This is a genomic window from Stenotrophomonas lactitubi (assembly GCF_002803515.1).
Classification (GTDB): domain Bacteria; phylum Pseudomonadota; class Gammaproteobacteria; order Xanthomonadales; family Xanthomonadaceae; genus Stenotrophomonas; species Stenotrophomonas lactitubi.
Window position 1 is genome coordinate 174,768 of sequence record NZ_PHQX01000003.1, and the last position, 15,921, is coordinate 190,688.

Annotated in this window: 10 protein-coding genes; 5 read left to right on the forward strand and 5 right to left on the reverse strand. The window is 66.8% G+C overall.

What is annotated here, in order from left to right; genetic code table 11:
• Nucleotides 1-2: 2 nt before the first annotated feature.
• Nucleotides 3-578, reverse strand: coding sequence for a peptide-methionine (R)-S-oxide reductase MsrB (msrB, locus tag CR156_RS22370; protein WP_100554647.1), 576 nt, complete (start codon nucleotides 576-578; stop codon nucleotides 3-5).
• A 144-nt stretch (nucleotides 579-722) separates the two neighbouring features.
• Here msrB and CR156_RS22375 point away from each other — a divergent pair, with 144 nt between their 5' ends.
• Together CR156_RS22375 and CR156_RS22380 are read left to right on the forward strand one after the other, a co-directional pair.
• Nucleotides 723-1,442: a response regulator transcription factor gene (locus CR156_RS22375; RefSeq protein WP_100554648.1), complete on the forward strand. Its 720-nt coding sequence runs from the start codon at nucleotides 723-725 to the stop codon at nucleotides 1,440-1,442.
• Entirely contained in the window at nucleotides 1,439-2,911 is a 1,473-nt protein-coding gene (locus CR156_RS22380; protein WP_100554649.1) for a sensor histidine kinase, read from the forward strand. Before CR156_RS22375 ends, CR156_RS22380 begins: the two co-directional genes overlap by 4 nt.
• On the opposite strand, the gene CR156_RS22385 is transcribed toward CR156_RS22380, so the two are convergent.
• Complete coding sequence (locus CR156_RS22385; RefSeq protein ID WP_100554650.1) at nucleotides 2,908-4,251, reverse strand: ATP-binding protein; 1,344 nt, start codon at nucleotides 4,249-4,251, stop codon at nucleotides 2,908-2,910. The genes CR156_RS22380 and CR156_RS22385 overlap by 4 nt on opposite strands.
• The gene (locus tag CR156_RS22390; RefSeq protein ID WP_099821602.1) at nucleotides 4,248-4,937 is read right to left on the reverse strand and encodes a winged helix-turn-helix domain-containing protein; all 690 of its coding nucleotides are present in this window, start codon (nucleotides 4,935-4,937) and stop codon (nucleotides 4,248-4,250) included. Before CR156_RS22390 ends, CR156_RS22385 begins: the two co-directional genes overlap by 4 nt.
• A 345-nt stretch (nucleotides 4,938-5,282) precedes the next feature.
• Between CR156_RS22390 and asnB the strand changes: the two genes are divergently transcribed.
• Entirely contained in the window at nucleotides 5,283-7,184 is a 1,902-nt protein-coding gene (gene asnB / locus CR156_RS22395) for an asparagine synthase (glutamine-hydrolyzing) (protein WP_100554651.1), read from the forward strand.
• A gap of 569 nt (nucleotides 7,185-7,753) precedes the next feature.
• Here the strand turns inward: asnB and queD are convergent.
• Entirely contained in the window at nucleotides 7,754-8,116 is a 363-nt protein-coding gene (gene queD, locus CR156_RS22400) for a 6-carboxytetrahydropterin synthase QueD (RefSeq protein WP_100554652.1), read from the reverse strand.
• A gap of 195 nt (nucleotides 8,117-8,311) precedes the next feature.
• On the opposite strand from queD, the gene CR156_RS22405 reads away from it, so the two are divergent.
• On the forward strand, nucleotides 8,312-10,939 hold the full coding sequence (locus CR156_RS22405) for a TonB-dependent receptor plug domain-containing protein (RefSeq protein WP_100554653.1): 2,628 nt from the start codon (nucleotides 8,312-8,314) through the stop codon (nucleotides 10,937-10,939).
• Nucleotides 10,940-11,003: 64 nt separating this feature from the next.
• The gene (locus CR156_RS22410) at nucleotides 11,004-13,598 is read left to right on the forward strand and encodes a M14 family zinc carboxypeptidase (RefSeq protein ID WP_100554654.1); all 2,595 of its coding nucleotides are present in this window, start codon (nucleotides 11,004-11,006) and stop codon (nucleotides 13,596-13,598) included.
• A 541-nt stretch (nucleotides 13,599-14,139) separates the two neighbouring features.
• Here CR156_RS22410 and CR156_RS22415 read toward each other — a convergent pair.
• Nucleotides 14,140-15,561: a DEAD/DEAH box helicase gene (locus tag CR156_RS22415; protein ID WP_089238573.1), complete on the reverse strand. Its 1,422-nt coding sequence runs from the start codon at nucleotides 15,559-15,561 to the stop codon at nucleotides 14,140-14,142.
• Nucleotides 15,562-15,921: the final 360 nt, after the last annotated feature.

Here is a 15,921-nt window from a genome sequence, read left to right on the forward strand (position 1 = left end):
CATCACGCTCCCGAAGTAGGGGAAGAACCCAGCGGCACGCGCCAGTCGCCGGCGGCGTCCTGTTGTGCAGCCCCGGGAATGAACGCCATCGCGGCGCCGTTCATGCAGTAGCGCAGTCCGGTCGGGCGCGGGCCGTCGTTGAACACGTGGCCGAGGTGGCCGCCACAACGACGGCAATGTGCTTCCACCCGCAACATGCCGAAGGTGGTGTCACGGTCCTCGCCGATGGCGTTGTGCAGCGGCGCCCAGAAGCTGGGCCAGCCGGTGTGGCTCTCGAACTTGGTGGACGACGAGAACAGCGGCAACGCGCAGCCGGCGCAGGCGAACGTACCCTGCCGGTGTTCCTTGTTCAGCGGGCTGCTCCAGGGGTGTTCGGTGGCCTGCTGGCGCAGCACGGCATACTGCGCCGGGCTCAGCAGCCGGCGCCACTCGGCATCGCTGCGGGCCACCTCGAACTGTCGCGAAGGCCGTGCCTCGGCAGCGGCGGGGGCAGCGCGGCTGCACGCGCCCAGGCCCAGCAGGCCGGCGGCGGTGACAGCACCGCCCAGGCCCAGCAGATGGCGGCGGGTGAGGGACATGGTGGACTCCGGGAAGGGGCGACGGGGTCATGCTGCGCCCCCTCCGGTCAACGAATCCTCACGCAGGATTCAATTTTTCGTGAGGTATCCACGCCGCTCCCGCGCCACAATGCGGGCAGCCTCCCCACTGGCCCGAACCTGCCGATGTCCGCCAAACGTGTCCTGATCGTTGAAGACGATGCCCATATCGCCGACCTGCTGCGCATGCACCTGGGTGATGAGGGCTATGAAGTCGCGCACGCCGCCAGCGGCGATGCCGGCCTGCGCCTGATCGAACAGGAAGGCCCGTGGGATGCGCTGGTGCTGGACGTGATGCTGCCGGGCGTGGATGGCCTGCAGGTCTGCCAGCGTGCACGCGCGATGGCGCGCTATGTGCCGATCATCATCATCAGTGCGCGCGGCAGCGAAACCCAGCGCATCGTCGGCCTGGAACTGGGCGCGGACGACTACCTGGCCAAGCCGTTCTCGATGGCGGAGCTGGTGGCACGCGTGCGTGCGCTGCTGCGCCGCGCCGAAGCCATGGCACAGAACGCGCGCATCGATGCCGGGGCGATCGAACTTGGCGGGCTGCGCCTGGACCCGGTCGCGCGTACTGCCGCCGTCGATGGCAATGCACTGGAACTGACACCGCGTGAGTTCGAACTGCTGCTGTTCTTTGCCCGCCACCCGGACCAGGTGTTTGCGCGGATGGAACTGCTCAACCAGGTCTGGGGCTACCAGCACGATGGTTACGAGCACACGGTCAACACCCACATCAACCGCCTGCGCAGCAAGATCGAAACCGACCCGGGCAACCCACGGCGTCTGCTGACGGTATGGGGGCGCGGCTACAAGCTGGTCGACCCGGCCGGGGCGGCAGCATGATCAAGCCGAACCTGTGGCAGAAACTGGCGCTGGTGATGTCAGCGCTGATGCTGACGTGCTGCATGGCGCTGCTGGCCTGGCAGATGCGCACCAATACCCGGCATGAGCAGGAAGTGGTGCAGCGCCTGTCGCTGGGGCTGGCCGAGCACATTGCCCAGCGCAGTGAACTGATGGACACCAGCGGCATGCGCGATGCGGCGGTGCGCGCATTGTTCGGCCAGCTGATGGCGGTCAACCCCAGTGTCGAGGTGTACCTGCTGGACGACCAGGGCCGCATCCTCGGCCACGATGCGCCCAGCGGCCACCTGATGCGCAGCCAGGTGGACGTGGCACCGCTGCGGCGCCTGTTGTCCGGCGCGGCGCTGCCGATCCTCGGTGACGATCCGCGCAGCACCGATGGTCGCAAGGTGTTCAGTGTCGCGCCGCTGGTGGTGCAGGGGCGCCAGGCCGGCTACGTGTACGTGGTGCTGGTGGGCGAACACCGGCAGATGCTGGCCGATGATCTGGCCGCCGGCAGTCAATGGCACACCACGCTGTGGTCGGTGCTGTTGATAGGCGGGCTGGGCCTGCTTGCCGGCCTGGTGGCCTTCTATTGGGTGACCCGACCGCTGCGCCAGGTCACCCGGCGCATACAGGCCTTCGACATCGACGCACCGACGCCGCTGCCCGCGCCGGTACCGCTGCGCGCGGGCGAGCGCGATGAACTGAAGATCCTCGAACATGCCCATGCACAGATGGCACAACGGCTGGGCGAACAGTGGCAGCAGCTGCGCCAGCAGGACCTGCAGCGCCGCGAACTGGTGGCCAACATCTCGCACGACCTGCGTACGCCGTTGTCCTCGCTGCACGGTTACCTGGAAACGCTGGCGCTGAAGGAAGCCACGCTGTCGCCGCAGGAGCGCCGTCGCTATCTCGGTATCGCGCTGGCGCAGAGCGCCAAGGTCGGCCGTCTTGCCCGCGCACTGTTCGAACTGGCGCGGCTGGAACACGGCGAAGTGCGGCTGGAGTGGGAAGTGTTCGCGCTGCCGGAACTGCTGCAGGACGTGCTGCAGAAATTCGAACTGGCCGCACAGGCACGCGGGCAGCGCCTGCATGCTGAGTTCCCGCCGGGCCTGCCGCTGGTACGCGCCGATCTTGGCCTTGTGGAGCGCGTGCTGACCAACCTGCTCGACAACGCGCTGCGGCATGCACCGGACGGTGGCCGCGTGCAGGTGCAGCTGTACGCACTGCCCGACAGTGTGCAGGTGGCGGTACAGGACGATGGCCCCGGGGTGCCGCCAGCGCTGCGTGGGCAGCTGTTCCAGGCGCCGGCGGCACTGGGGGCACGGCGTGGCGAAAACGGCGGGCTCGGCCTGCTGATCGTGCAGCGCATCGTGCAGCTGCACGGCCGCCGCATCGATCTGCGCGAAAGCGAGCAGGGTGCGCTGTTCGTGTTCGCCTTGCCACGCGCGGATGCGGAGACGAACTAGACGTCTTCTGCCGGTGGCGCGACACCGCTTTCCATCGGCAGCAGCAGCCGGATGCAGGCACCACCGAGCGCCGAATCAGCCACTTCCACGTGGCCGCGATGCTTGTCCGCCACCACCTGCACCAGCGCCAGCCCCAGCCCGAAACCCGGGCTGGCCTGGTCCAGCCGCACGTAGGGCTGCAATACCTGGCTGCGCAGTTCAACAGCGATGCCGGGGCCGTCGTCCTCCACCTGCAGGCACAGCCATCCCTCGTTGAGCGTGCTGACAATGCGGATCTGCCGACGCGCATAACGCAGCGCGTTGCCCAGCAGGTTGCGCAGCGCCAGTTCCAGCATGTGCCGGTTGACGTTGACCAGCCCTGCGGGTGACAGGTCCAGCTGCACCGGGATCGTCAGTGGTGCGAACTGGTCGACCACCCCGCGTACCAGTGCGGCCAGTTGCAGGCGCTGACGGGTGAGCTGATGGCAGCGCCCGAGTGCCGCATATTCAACGCCGGCGTCGGTCAGGTGCTGCAGCCGGTCCACATCGATGCGCAGCCCCGACAGTGCATCGCGCTGGGCATCATCCAGTCCGGTTTCTTCCAGGTCTGCAAGGCCGAAGCGCATCCGTGCCAGCGGCGTGCGTACTTCGTGCGCCACCGCCTGGGCCAGCACGCGCTGGCTTTCCAGCAGCAACTGCAGCTGTTCGGCCATGTGGTTGAACGCCTTGGCCAACGGGCGCACCAGCGCGGTACCGGCGCGCGGCGCACGGCTGTCGAGCTGACCATCGCGCATCCGTCGCGCGGTCTGCGCCAGTTGCGAGACATCCCGCCACAGCCGGTAGACCATCACATACATCGGCAGCGCCACCGCCACCATCAGGATCAGCAGGATGATGGCCACGCCGGAGGCTTCGCTGTCCTGCCAGCCTTCCTCGGGCAGGGCCTGGTCCAACGGTCCCAGGATCAGCGCACTGCTGCTGTTGCCGACGCGCTGCAGGCTGCGCATGCTGTCCAGCTCGATCTGCACGTGTCCGTTGAGCAAGCCCTTGCGCTGTTTCGCCGGCAGTATCGCGGCAGCCTCGGTCAGCGGCATCAGCTGCAGCGGATAGGCGAAATCGCTGTCCAGCTGTTGTGCCAGGGCTGGCCACTGCGCCGGCGGCGTTTCGGCGAAGCGATGTTGCAGCATCGCATGTGGGCCGCGCATTTCCGCCTGCAGGCTGGCCTCGGTGCGATCTTCCAGCAGCGCATCCCAGGCCCACAACCCGGCGACGATCAGCAGAAGGTGGACGACGAGGAAGCCGATGCCGTAGCGCAGGAAGTGGAAGGCGTGGCCACGCATGGCCGAAGATGGGTGCTTCATCCCCATGCCGATCGGCTGAACAGGTAACCACGGCCGCGCACGGTCTTGATCCGCTCGGGCTGTTCCGGGTTGTCGCCCAGCTTGCGCCGCAGGCGCGAGATGCGTGCATCGATCGAGCGGTCCAGGCCATCGAAGGCGATGCCGCGCAGGCCGCGCAGCAGCGCATCGCGGTCGAGGATCTGGCCCGCGTTGCCGGCCAGCAGGAACAGCAGGTCGAATTCGGCGGTGGTCAGCTCCAGCAGGCGGCCCTGCAGGTGCACGTTGCGGGTGGACGGATCGATGCTCAGTTCACCGAAACGCAGCGCTTCATCGCGTGGCTCGACCCGACGGTGGCGGCGCAGATGGGCGCGCAGCCGGGCCAGCAGCACCCGCGGTTCGATCGGCTTGCCGATGTAGTCGTCGGCGCCCAGTTCCAGCCCCAGCACCTGGTCGATGTTGTCGGTACGGGCGCTCAGCACGCAGATGATCCCGTCATAGTGGGGCCGGATCTGCCGACACACTTCGAAACCATCCTGGCCCGGCAGGCCGATGTCGAGCAGGACCAGCGCCGGCTTTTCGCTGAGGATCCGGGCGATCGCGCGCTGGCCGCAGCGCTCATGGGCGACCTGGTAACCGTGGCGCTGCAGGTAGTCGCTGACCATCGTGCCCAGCCGAGCGTCGTCTTCAACCAGTACGATATCCAGCATTTACAAGGCCTCCGGGGCGCTTCCGTACCGCCGTGGCACGAGCGCGGCGATGCTATCCCAGCTGTCGGGCCGCCCGGGTCCTGGGGGCGGGCGCCATTCAGCCGGGGTTGCTGGCGCACGGGCCGGGCCTCAGGCCGGGCAATGACTTGGCTGCAGGGTAGCAATCCGGTTGTTACAAAACGTTACGCAAGGCGCGCCTGCGGTGACGGTCGCTGACAGCGCTACGACTGACGTGGCGCGCGGCGGGGCGGAGCATGGCAGCTCTCCCCATCCGCGTGCCGCCCTCATGCCGTCCGCCTCCTGTCCCGTGCTTTCCCTTGATTGCCATTGCCATGGAGGCCAGCGATGAGCGGCGTGGTCGGGGCCTGGCTGCCGCCTGCCGACGACGAGCAGCTGCTGCAGCAGCTGGCGCCGATGCTGCGGGCGCTGCAGCAGCGCGGCCGCGGTCGCATCGGTTACTGGACCGATGCCGACGCAGGACTGGCCCTTGGTCATTGCCGCGCGCCGACCGACATGCCGTTGCAGCCGCTCAGTTCCAGCTGTGGGCGTTACGTGCTGTGCCTGGATGGCCGCATCTACAACAGGGCGGCGCTGCAGTCGCAGCTGCGCGATCTGCCGCGCAGCTGCACCGATGCACGCCTGCTGCTGCAGGCCATCGTCGAGTGGGGCGTGCAGCGTGCGCTGTCGCGCATCGAAGGGGCGTTTGCGTTCAGCGTCTGGGACCGCCATGCGCATGAACTCTGGCTGGCGCGCGACCCGGTCGGCGAACGGCCGTTGTATTACGGGTGGTACCAGGGCCAGTTCCTGTTCGCTTCGGAGTTGAAAGCGCTGCAGGCCTTCGCCGGGTTCGCTCCCAGCATCGACCAGGATGCATTGAGCCTGCTGCTGCGCCATGACTATGTGCCTGCGCCGCATACCATCTATCGCGGCATCCACAAGCTGGTGGCCGGGGCGATGCTGCGCGTGGACCTCAACGACCATGCCGCCGGCGGATCAACGCAGGCGACGCAGGGAGGCCATCGCTACTGGTGCGCGCGCGATGCGATGCAATCAGCGCTGCAGGAGCCGTTGCAGCCGGCGCCCAGCCTGGAGCAGGCCACCGACCAGTTGGAGGTGGTGCTGCAGCAGGCGATCGCCGCGCGCATGCATTCACCCGTGGCCTGCGGTGCGTTCCTGTCCGGCGGTACCGATTCGTCGCTGGTGGTGGCGATGATGCAGGCGCAATCGGCGTTGCCGGTCGAAGCATGGACGGTGGGTTTCGATGACCCCGGTCACGACGAGAGCGACTGGGCCTCGCAGGTCGCCCGCCATCTGGGCGTGCATCACCACCTGCACAGGATGGACAGCCGGCAGGGTCTGGATCTGCTGCAGCGCTTGCCGCAGGTCTGGTGCGAACCGTTCGCCGATGCCTCGCAGCTGCCCACCTTGCTGGCCAGCGAGCTGCTCGGCGCGCGCAAGCCGGTGGCGTTGACCGGCGACGGCGGCGATGAACTGTTCTTCGGCCACCCAAGCTACGGCCGCGCGTTGCGCAATGCGCGCCTGTGCGGTGGCCTGCCGGACTGGGTGCGTGATCTCGCGCGGCGTGGCAGCAGCCGCTTGAACGTGGAGCGGGGGCGGCTTGGCGGTTGGCGGGCACTGGTGGCCGAAGTGGCGGCCAACGATGTGGAGGGGCATTACCTGCAGCGCGTCACCCGCTGGCGGCAGCCGACCCAGGTGGTGTTGGGCGCACGCGAGCCGGCGACGATCTTCCAGCAGCAGGACACCGCACTGCCGGCAGAAGCACGCATCCAGCTGCTGGATTTCCGCATGGATCTGGCCGAAGGCATCCTTGCCAAGGTCGACCGTGCAGGCATGGCGGCCGGCGTGGAAACGCGCTCGCCGCTGCTGGACATGGAGGTGGTGCGCCTGGCCTGGCGCCTGCCGCAGCACCTGAAATACCACGACGGTGAGCACAAGCGGATCCTCAAGCATCTGCTGTCGCGCTATCTGCCCGCACCGCTGGTCTATCGTCCCAAGCGCGGTTTCGGCCCGCCGATGGCGCGCTGGCTGGCCGGCCCACTGCGCGACTGGGCGGAAGCACTGCTCGATCCGCAACTGCTGCGCAACCAGGGCTGCTTCGATGCGGTGCGCGTGCGCGCGATCTGGGAGGCGTTCCTGCGCGGCGAGCGCAAATGGCATACGCACCTGTGGAACGTGTTGATGTTCCAAGCGTGGTACCAGCACTGGCACGGCAACCGCGGGCGCTGAGTATTCCTTGCGCGACGAACTCATTCTGCGCGGCGCAGGGCGGAGGCCCTTGCGTGCGAATGTCCTCCGGCGCCGGCCGGTGGCCGTCACCTCCCCCTTTACTTCGCACGCAAGGGCCTCCGCCCTGCATGGGGAGATCTTCGGTGGCCTCGGGAAAAGCAGCGATCTGCGCGCCTGGGCCCCGCAAGCCGAGCGTCGTCGTGGCCGGTAAGGGTTTGGACAAAGTAAAGGAGGAGGGGGCGGCCGCAGGCCGGCGCCGGGGGACATTTGTCCAAACCCTTACCGGACACGGCGAGGCCCATCCGGTCGCGGCTGATCCAGGCGAAGAAGCCTGCCTGGCGGAGGCGAAAAAAAAGACCCGGCAGAGGGAGGGATCTGCCGGGTCCGGATTGCATGGGGGGAGGGACCCATGCAATGAGCGTGGGCGTCGCGCCAGTGGCTGTTGCCAGTCGCATCCGCCGTGCATTTGTATTGATGCAATGCAGCATACGCCGATCATGCGGCATTGCAACAAAAAATATGAAGGCGCCGTTTCCGGCGCCTGGATTCCTTTCAGATCAGTGGGTTGATCAGGCGGCAGGGCCGCGGTAGCGGCAGCCCGAGGTGCAGGTTTCGTGCACCGTGATCTCGCTCAATGCCGGCAGGACGGGCTTGAGCTCGTTCCATATCCACACTGCCAGATTCTCGCTGGTCGGGTTCTCCAGGCCGGGGATGTCATTGAGATAGTGGTGGTCCAGGCGGTCGTAGATCGGCTGGAAAGCCGCCTTCACATCGCCGAAATCCATGATCCAGCCGGTCTGCGCACCCGGCTCGCCCTCCACCTTCAGTTCCACCCGGAAGGAGTGGCCGTGCAGGCGCGCGCATTTGTGCCCCGGCGGCACGTTGGGGAGGCGGTGCGCCGCCTCGAGCATGAAGACTTTGAAGATTTCCATGTCGCGATTGTACGCCGCAGGCGCCCGATCAGCCCGGTCCCGCGTTGTCCTTTCGTGAAGAAATTCTTTCCATCCGGATGAAGAGATGATAGTTTCTCTTATATCCGTATGAAGAGATGTTATTGGCCGCAGCCCGGCCAGGCATGGATTACTGCGGAACTTACCTCGTCCTTCCACTACCTCCCCCACATCGTCATGCCCCAGCACACCCTGCTCGTGGCGGCCCTGGCCGTCGCTCTGGCCGCGCCTTTGTCTGCCGCCGCCGAAACCACCGCCGACGCCAGTACCCTGGCTGCCGTGCGCGTCACCGGTTCCAACATCAAGCGCGCCGATACCGAAGCCTCCAACCCCGTGCAGGTGATCGGCCGCCAGCAGCTGGAACAGACCGGCAAGGCCACCGTGGCCGATGTGCTGCGCTCGATCTCGGCCAACACCGGCAACGCCAGCAACGAGACCACCAACAACGGTTGGGCATCGGGCTCGGCCGGCATCGGTCTGCGCGGCCTCTCGCAGAAGAACACGCTGGTGCTTCTCAACGGCCGGCGCCTGGCCAACTACGGCTTCCCGGCCGGCGGCCTGTCGGACACCTTCGTCGATCTCAACGCGCTGCCGCTGGTGGCTGTCGAACGCATCGAAGTGCTCAAGGACGGTGCATCCGCGGTGTACGGCAGCGATGCAGTGGCCGGCGTGGTCAACATCATCACCCGGCAGAACTTCGAAGGCGCCGAGATCGGCGGCAGCTTCGGTGGCGCCGACCAGGGCGGCCTGCACGAGCAGAACCTGAAGTTCGTCGGCGGTCTGGGCGACATCGACAAGGATGGCTACAACATCCTCTTCAGCCTGCAGGCCTACAACCGCGAGCGACTGGACCAGGACGAGCGCAACCTGACCAAGAGCGGCATCTACAGCGACCAGCCCGGCGGCCGCTGGAACGGCTGGTCGGCCAAGGGCGCACGCTATCTGGTCAATGGCACCTCCGTGCCGATGCTCGATGCCAACGGCAACTGCCCCACCGGCACCACCCGCGTGGCCAGCGCGCCGATCGACGGTCTGGCCGGTGATACCTGCGGCTTCAACCAGGCCCCGTTCACCACCCTGATTCCCTCGACCAAGCGCTACCAGGCCTACGCCAACGGCACCTTCCGCCTTGGCGACAACGTCGAAGCGTTCGGCGAAGTGCTGTACAGCCAGATCAAGAGCGCTGCCTGGTTCGGCAGCAGCCCGTTCTTCACCCTGGAAAGCGGTCGCTTCGCACTGAACGCGCAGACCGGCCTGGCCGAGCCGGTGTCGTCCAACCTGCCGGCCGGCAATCCGTACAACCCGTACGGCCGCGCGATTCCGATCGAATACACCTTCTTCGACCTCGGCGGCACCATCAAGACCAACCGCTCCACCGCCTATCGCGGTGTGTTCGGGCTGCGTGGCAACACCGAGAAGTGGGACTGGGAAGTGGCCGCATTCGGCGCGCGCAGCAGCGAGCGCGAAACTGTCTCCGGCGGCTTCGCCAACCGCTGGGCGCTGGCCAACGCACTGGCGACCGGCAGCTACAACCTGCTGAACCCGGCGGCCACGCCGCAGTCGGTACGCGATTCGATCAACATCGCCACCCTGCGTCCAGCCGAGTCGGTGCTGCAGGGCATCGATGCGAAGATCTCCGGCAGCCTCGGCCACACCTGGGCCGGCGACATCGGCTTCGCCGCCGGTGCCGAATGGCGCCGCGAGAAGCTCGATTCGAACAACCCGTGGCAGATCGACGCCGGCCTGCAGGTGCGCCCGGCGATTGCCGAAGTGCACGGCGAGCGCAAGGTCAGCGCCGCCTATGCCGAGGTCAACGTGCCGCTGGCATCGACCCTGGAGCTGTCCGCCGCCGCCCGCGCCGATCATTACGATGATTTCGGCGACGCGTTCTCGCCCAAGCTCGGCCTGCGCTGGCAGCCGCTGGATTTCCTGCTGGTGCGAGCCTCGGCGTCGAAGGGCTTCCGTGCGCCGTCGCTGTCGGAGAACTCCAACAGCACCAGCATCGCCTACGGCAGCGTGGTCGACCCGCGTGATCCGGACGTGCCGGGCTCGCGGCAGAACCCGACCTTCTTCACCGTCGGCAACAACGACCTGAAGCCGGAGCGTACCAAGAGCGTGAACTTCGGCGTGGTGCTGTCGCCGTGGTCGAACACCAACCTGAGCATCGACTACTACCGCATCCAGCTGGACAACCTGGTCGGTACCAACAACACCCAGACCCTGGTCAACGACAACGTCGCCGGTGCCGTGCAGCGCGATGAGCGCGGAAAGCTGCAGGCGGTCTACAACCGCTACCAGAACCTGAGCGAGCTGAAGACTTCGGGCATCGACGTCGAGCTGCGCCAGCGCATCCCGACCACCGCCTTCGGTGACTTTACCCTGACCTCGGCCTACACCCACGTACGCGACTACCGGCGCCCGACCGTGGTCGGCGGCCCGTTGGTGGACTATGCCGGCAGCAACCTCGGCGCCACCCTGCCGAAGAACAAGGCCACCACCACCCTCGACTGGAAGTACAGCGACTACACCGCTGCGGTGACCTGGTACTACACCAGTGGCTACGACCAGAAGGCCAGCACCGCCGCCGCCGCGGTGCAGAGCCGCGTCGATGCCTACAACCAGTTCGATCTGTACCTGGGCTACACCGGCATCGAGAACCTGACCGTGTATGCCAAGGTGCAGAACCTGGGTGACAAGACGCCGCCGTACGACGCGTCGTTCCCGGGCATCCGTGCGCCGTACGACTTCAGCCAGTACGACCTGCGTGGCCGCTACTTCACGCTGGGCTTCGATTACCGCTTCTGATCCACCCGCCGCGGCCGACCACCCCGTGTGGCCGGCCGTGTTGCCATGTTTCTGGGGAGTCACCGTGTCCTTCCACCGCCGTGCTGTTTTCCCGCTGTTGCTTGCCGTCGCCACCGCCGTATCGCTGCCGTCTGCGGTGCATGCGCAGAGCGCCTATTTCTTCCCGAAGACTACCGATGCAGCGGCATTCGATACCGCCATTCCCACGCCGGAGCAGTTCCTCGGCTATCCGATCGGCAGCCGTTACACCCGCCACGACCAGCTGGTGGCTTACTTCCAGGAGCTGGCCAAGCACTCGGACAGGATCAGCGTGCGCGAGATCGGTCGCAGCTATGAAGGCCGCCCGCTGCTGATTGCCACGGTCACCGCTGCCGGCAACCACGCGCGGCTGGAACAGATCCGCCAGCAGCACGCGACCCTGGTCGATCCGGCACAGCCGCGCAGCGCTGCCGGTGACAGTCCGGTGGTGGTGTGGCTGGGCTACAGCGTGCACGGCAATGAGACCTCCAGCGGCGAAGCGGCGATGCTGACCGCGTACTACCTGGTGGCCAATCGCAGCGCGGAAACGCAGCAGTGGCTGCAGCAGGCGGTGGTGCTGTTCGATCCGGCGCAGAATCCCGATGGCCGCGACCGCGCCGCCAACTGGCACAACGCCTGGGCGTCAGATCCGGCCTCGGCCGATCCGGCTGACAAGGAGCACGTAGAACCGTTCCCGCAGGGCCGCACCAACCACTACTTCACCGATCTCAACCGCGATTGGCTGGCGCTGACCCAGCAGGATTCGCGGCCCAAGGTGGCGCAGTTCCACCAGTGGTACCCGAACGTGCAGATCGACTTCCACGAGATGGGCAAGGACAGCACGTACTACTTCGAGCCATCGCCGAAGAGCATGCATAGTCCGTTGATCCCGGCGGCATCGTACGAGTTCAACAAGACCCTGGCCAAGTACCACGCCCAGGCGCTCGATGCGCTGGGTTCGCTGTACTACACCGGTGAGAACTTCGACAATTTCTCGCCCGTGTACGGCTCGACCTATCCGGACTTCCACGGCGCGGTCGGCGTCACCGTCGAACAGGCCAGCTCGCGTGGTCGCGTGCAGGAATCGGTGAATGGCCTGTTGACGTTCCCGTTCACCATCCGCAACCAGGTTGCCACCGGCTTGGGCACGGTGCGCGGTGCAGTGACCGAACGCAACGCCCTGTTCGATCTGCAGAAGCAGTTCTTCCAGAGCGCGCTGAAGCAGGCCGCACAACAGCCGGTGAAGAGCTTCGTATTCGGCGACGCGCATGATCCGGCATTGACCCGACGCCTGCTGGAACTGCTGTTGCTGCACAGGATTGAAGTGCATGCGCTGGATCGCGCCGTCACCGTGGATGGCCAGCGTTTCGAAGCGGGCAGCGCCTACGTGGTGCCGGTGCAGCAGGCGCAGTTCCGGCTGGTCCATTCGATCTTCGCCGAGACCCCGCCGATCAAGGGCGACGTGTTCTACGGCAGCACCAGCTATGCGATCGCCCCGGCCTACGGCGTGGCCTCTGCCGGCAGCCGCAGCCGCATCGACGGCGGCGCCCGCGTGCTCGAGGTTCCCGAAGTACAGGGCGGGGTGATTGGTGGTGAAGCGGGCTTCGCCTACGTGATCGACTGGCGCGACTACAACGCGGGCCGCGCACTGGCCGGCCTGCAGGCCAAGGGCTTGTCCACACGTGCCACCTTCCAGCCGTTCACCGCCAGCACCGCACAGGGTGACGTGGCCTTTGCCGGTGGCAGCATCGTGGTACCGGTGGCCGGGCAGCCACTGCAGGGCGCGGTGCTGCAGGAAGCGGTCGCCGCCGCAGCGCGGGCAGCCGACGTGCAGGTGCATGCGCTGTCCAGTGGCCGCAGCCGCGATGGCATCGACCTTGGCAGTGACGGCGTCAAGGCACTGCGCAAGCCAGCAGTGGCGCTGGTGATGGGCGAGGGCGTGGCCGCCACCGAAATCGGTTCGGCCTGGTTCCTGCTCGACCAGCAGCTGCGCCTGCCGGCCAGCAAGCTGGACCCCCAGCAGCTGGGCAAGGTATCGCTGGACCGCTACACCACGATCGTGCTCTCCGGCGGCACCTACACGGGCATCGACGCAACCGCGGTAGCGGCATTGAAACGCTGGATCCAGGCCGGCGGCTCACTGGTCACCTATGGCAGCGCTTCAAAGTGGGCGATCGAACAGAAGCTCGCCGACGGCGAGAAGCTGGGCAAGGAAGAGGACGCGGGAGACACCGCGCGCCGCGCCTTCGGTGACCAGCGTGATATCGCCGCGATCGAGCGTGTCAGCGGCAACATCCTCAGCGCCGACGTCGATCCCAGCCACCCGTTGGCATTCGGCGTGCCGCGCCGGCAGCTGGCGATCAACAAGGAGAACACGGTCATCCTGCAGCCGAGCGCGAACGGGTTTTCCACGGTGGTGCGGATCGATGACACGCCACGGGTGAACGGGTATCTGTCCGAGCGCAACCGCAGTCGCGTGGCGGGCAGTGCGTGGCTGCTGGTGTCGGCGCAGGGGCAGGGCAACGTGATCCTGTTTGCGGATGATCCGGCGCATCGCAAGTACTGGCATGGCACGGACCGGTTGCTGATCAATGCGATCTTCTTTGGGAATCTGGTGAATCCGAGTAAAGCGCGGGGTTGAGGCATTACGCGCCGAACTGACGCTGGGATTGGGAGGACGGATGGGCCGCGCAGGACACGCCGCAAGTACGTCCCTGTAGGCTCGTAGGCGCCATCCATGGCGCCTGCGGTCCTGCGCGGCCCATCCGTCCTCCCCAGACAGTTTCCTGCGGGCGCGGATGCAGCAAACCCAAGGCGGGAGCAAGGGCAAAATCAAAAGCAAAAGCTGGAATTCCGGCTTTTGTCTTTGAATTTGAATTTGAATTTGAATTTGATCCTTCTTCTCCCGGCTACCCGGCGGGACAAGTAGGCGCTGGAAATGTCTGAAGCGCTGGGGAGCGGGGTCGGCGCAAAACCGCAGGCGCCATGGATGGCGCCTACGAGCCCCCATGGATGGGTTGCGGCGTGTTTTGCGCCGACCTCGCTCCCCAGCGCCCACACGAAACCCACCGCCAGCTCTCAAACCACCCGGCAGCCAGCAACAAAAAAGGGACGACGCGTTAGCGTCGTCCCCCGATAAGCAGCCCCCGCGCAGCGGGCGACGCCATCCCTGTCAGCTGGGATCAGCTGGCGCGACCGCCGCCGCCACCCTGGCCGCGGCCACGGCCGCCACCCGTATTGGCACCGCCACCGCGACGCTGGCCCTGACCGGCACCTGCGCCCGCGCGCTGCTGGCCGTTGCCAGCGCCCTCGCGGCGTCCACCGCCGGCCTTCTTCGGGCCTGCATGTGCATGACGCGGCGCATCGCCGTGCGGACGGCGGGCGTGGGTCTTGCGCGGCACGCGCTCGCCGGTATCGGCCTCGGCCTTGCCCGGTGCACTGTTGCCCCAGCGGATCGGCGTCTGCAGCTCGAAGCCCGGCACATCGCGGATGTCCATGTCGCGGCCGAGCAGGCGCACGATCGCGCGCAGCAGCTTCACTTCATCCTGCGCAACCAGCGAAATCGCTTCACCGGTAGCACCGTTGCGGCCGGTACGGCCAATGCGGTGCACGTAGTCTTCGGCCACCATCGGCAGATCGAAGTTGATCACCTTCGGCAGCTCGTTGATGTCGATACCGCGCGCGGCGATGTCGGTGGCCACCAGCACGGTGACGCGGCCGGCCTTGAAGTCACCCAGCGCACGCAGGCGCTGGCCCTGGCTCTTGTTGCCGTGGATCGCCGCAGTCTTGATGCCGGACTTTTCCAGGAACGCGGCCAGCTTGTCGCTGCCGTGCTTGGTACGGGCAAACACCAGGGTCTGCTCGCGGCTGTCCTGCGCCAACAGGTGCAGCAGCAGGTCGCGCTTGCGGCTGGCGTCGACCGGATGCACCTTGTGGGTGATGGTCTCGGCCACGGTGTTCTTCGGCGTCACCTGGATCTGTTCCGGGTTGCGCATGAACTCCAGCGCCAACTGGCGGATGTTGTCCTCGAAGGTGGCCGAGAACAGCAGGGTCTGGCGGTTCTGCTTGGGCAGCTTGGCCAGGATGCGCTTGATCGAGGGCAGGAAGCCCATGTCCAGCATGCGGTCGGCTTCGTCCAGCACCAGCAGTTCAATGCCGGACAGGTCGATGCTGCGACGCTCCAGGTGGTCGATCAGGCGGCCCGGGCAGGCCACCAGCAGGTCCACGCCGCGACGCAGGATGTCGAGCTGGTTGCCCATGCCGACGCCGCCGTAGATGCAGGCGCTGGGGATGCGCAGGTACTTGCTGTAACCGCGCAGGCTGTCATGCACCTGGGTGGCCAGTTCGCGGGTCGGTGCCAGGATCAGCGCGCGCGGCTTGCGCGGGCCGGTACGCACTTCCTGCGAAGCGGTGCCCAGGTGCTGCAGCAGCGGCAGGCCGAACGCGGCGGTCTTGCCGGTGCCGGTCTGTGCGCCGGCCAGCAGGTCGCGACCGGCCAGCACCAGCGGGATCGCCTGCTGCTGGATCGGGGTCGGGGTTTCGTAGCCCTGCTCGGCGAGCGCACGCAGCAGGAAGGGCGCAAGGCCCAGGGATTCAAAAGACATCGAGATTGCTCCAAGTACAGTTAACGCCTGTCCGAACGGACAGACGGGGGCAGATCAAACTGATCGGCTGACTCGGAGCGTTCCCGTGAACCGCGCTGCGAGAATTGGGTGCAGCCAACGCGAAGCGCAGGCTGGAATGCGTGACGAACGGCGTCGGAGTGGGGGCGGGCGATGGGGCGGACCCCTGTCGCCGGCGATCCCGGAGGGAAACGGACGGCCGCTGCAGACCCGCATAGTCTAGCGGAAGGATCAGACCTCACGCAAAACAGGCTGTTCAGGTTGGGGTTTCCGGCAGGGCTGCGCCCTGCACCCGCCGAGGCCAAGGCAACAGCAACGGCGACGGCAACGGCAACGGCAACG

Coding starts and splice junctions, on each gene's coding strand:
- CR156_RS22415 (WP_089238573.1), bottom strand. CDS start 15,561: ATGTCTTTTGAATCCCTGGGCCTTGCGCCCTTCCTGCTGCGTGCGCTC.
- asnB (WP_100554651.1), top strand. CDS start 5,283: ATGAGCGGCGTGGTCGGGGCCTGGCTGCCGCCTGCCGACGACGAGCAG.
- queD (WP_100554652.1), bottom strand. CDS start 8,116: ATGGAAATCTTCAAAGTCTTCATGCTCGAGGCGGCGCACCGCCTCCCC.
- CR156_RS22405 (WP_100554653.1), top strand. CDS start 8,312: ATGCCCCAGCACACCCTGCTCGTGGCGGCCCTGGCCGTCGCTCTGGCC.
- CR156_RS22390 (WP_099821602.1), bottom strand. CDS start 4,937: ATGCTGGATATCGTACTGGTTGAAGACGACGCTCGGCTGGGCACGATG.
- CR156_RS22385 (WP_100554650.1), bottom strand. CDS start 4,251: ATGAAGCACCCATCTTCGGCCATGCGTGGCCACGCCTTCCACTTCCTG.
- msrB (WP_100554647.1), bottom strand. CDS start 578: ATGTCCCTCACCCGCCGCCATCTGCTGGGCCTGGGCGGTGCTGTCACC.
- CR156_RS22375 (WP_100554648.1), top strand. CDS start 723: ATGTCCGCCAAACGTGTCCTGATCGTTGAAGACGATGCCCATATCGCC.
- CR156_RS22380 (WP_100554649.1), top strand. CDS start 1,439: ATGATCAAGCCGAACCTGTGGCAGAAACTGGCGCTGGTGATGTCAGCG.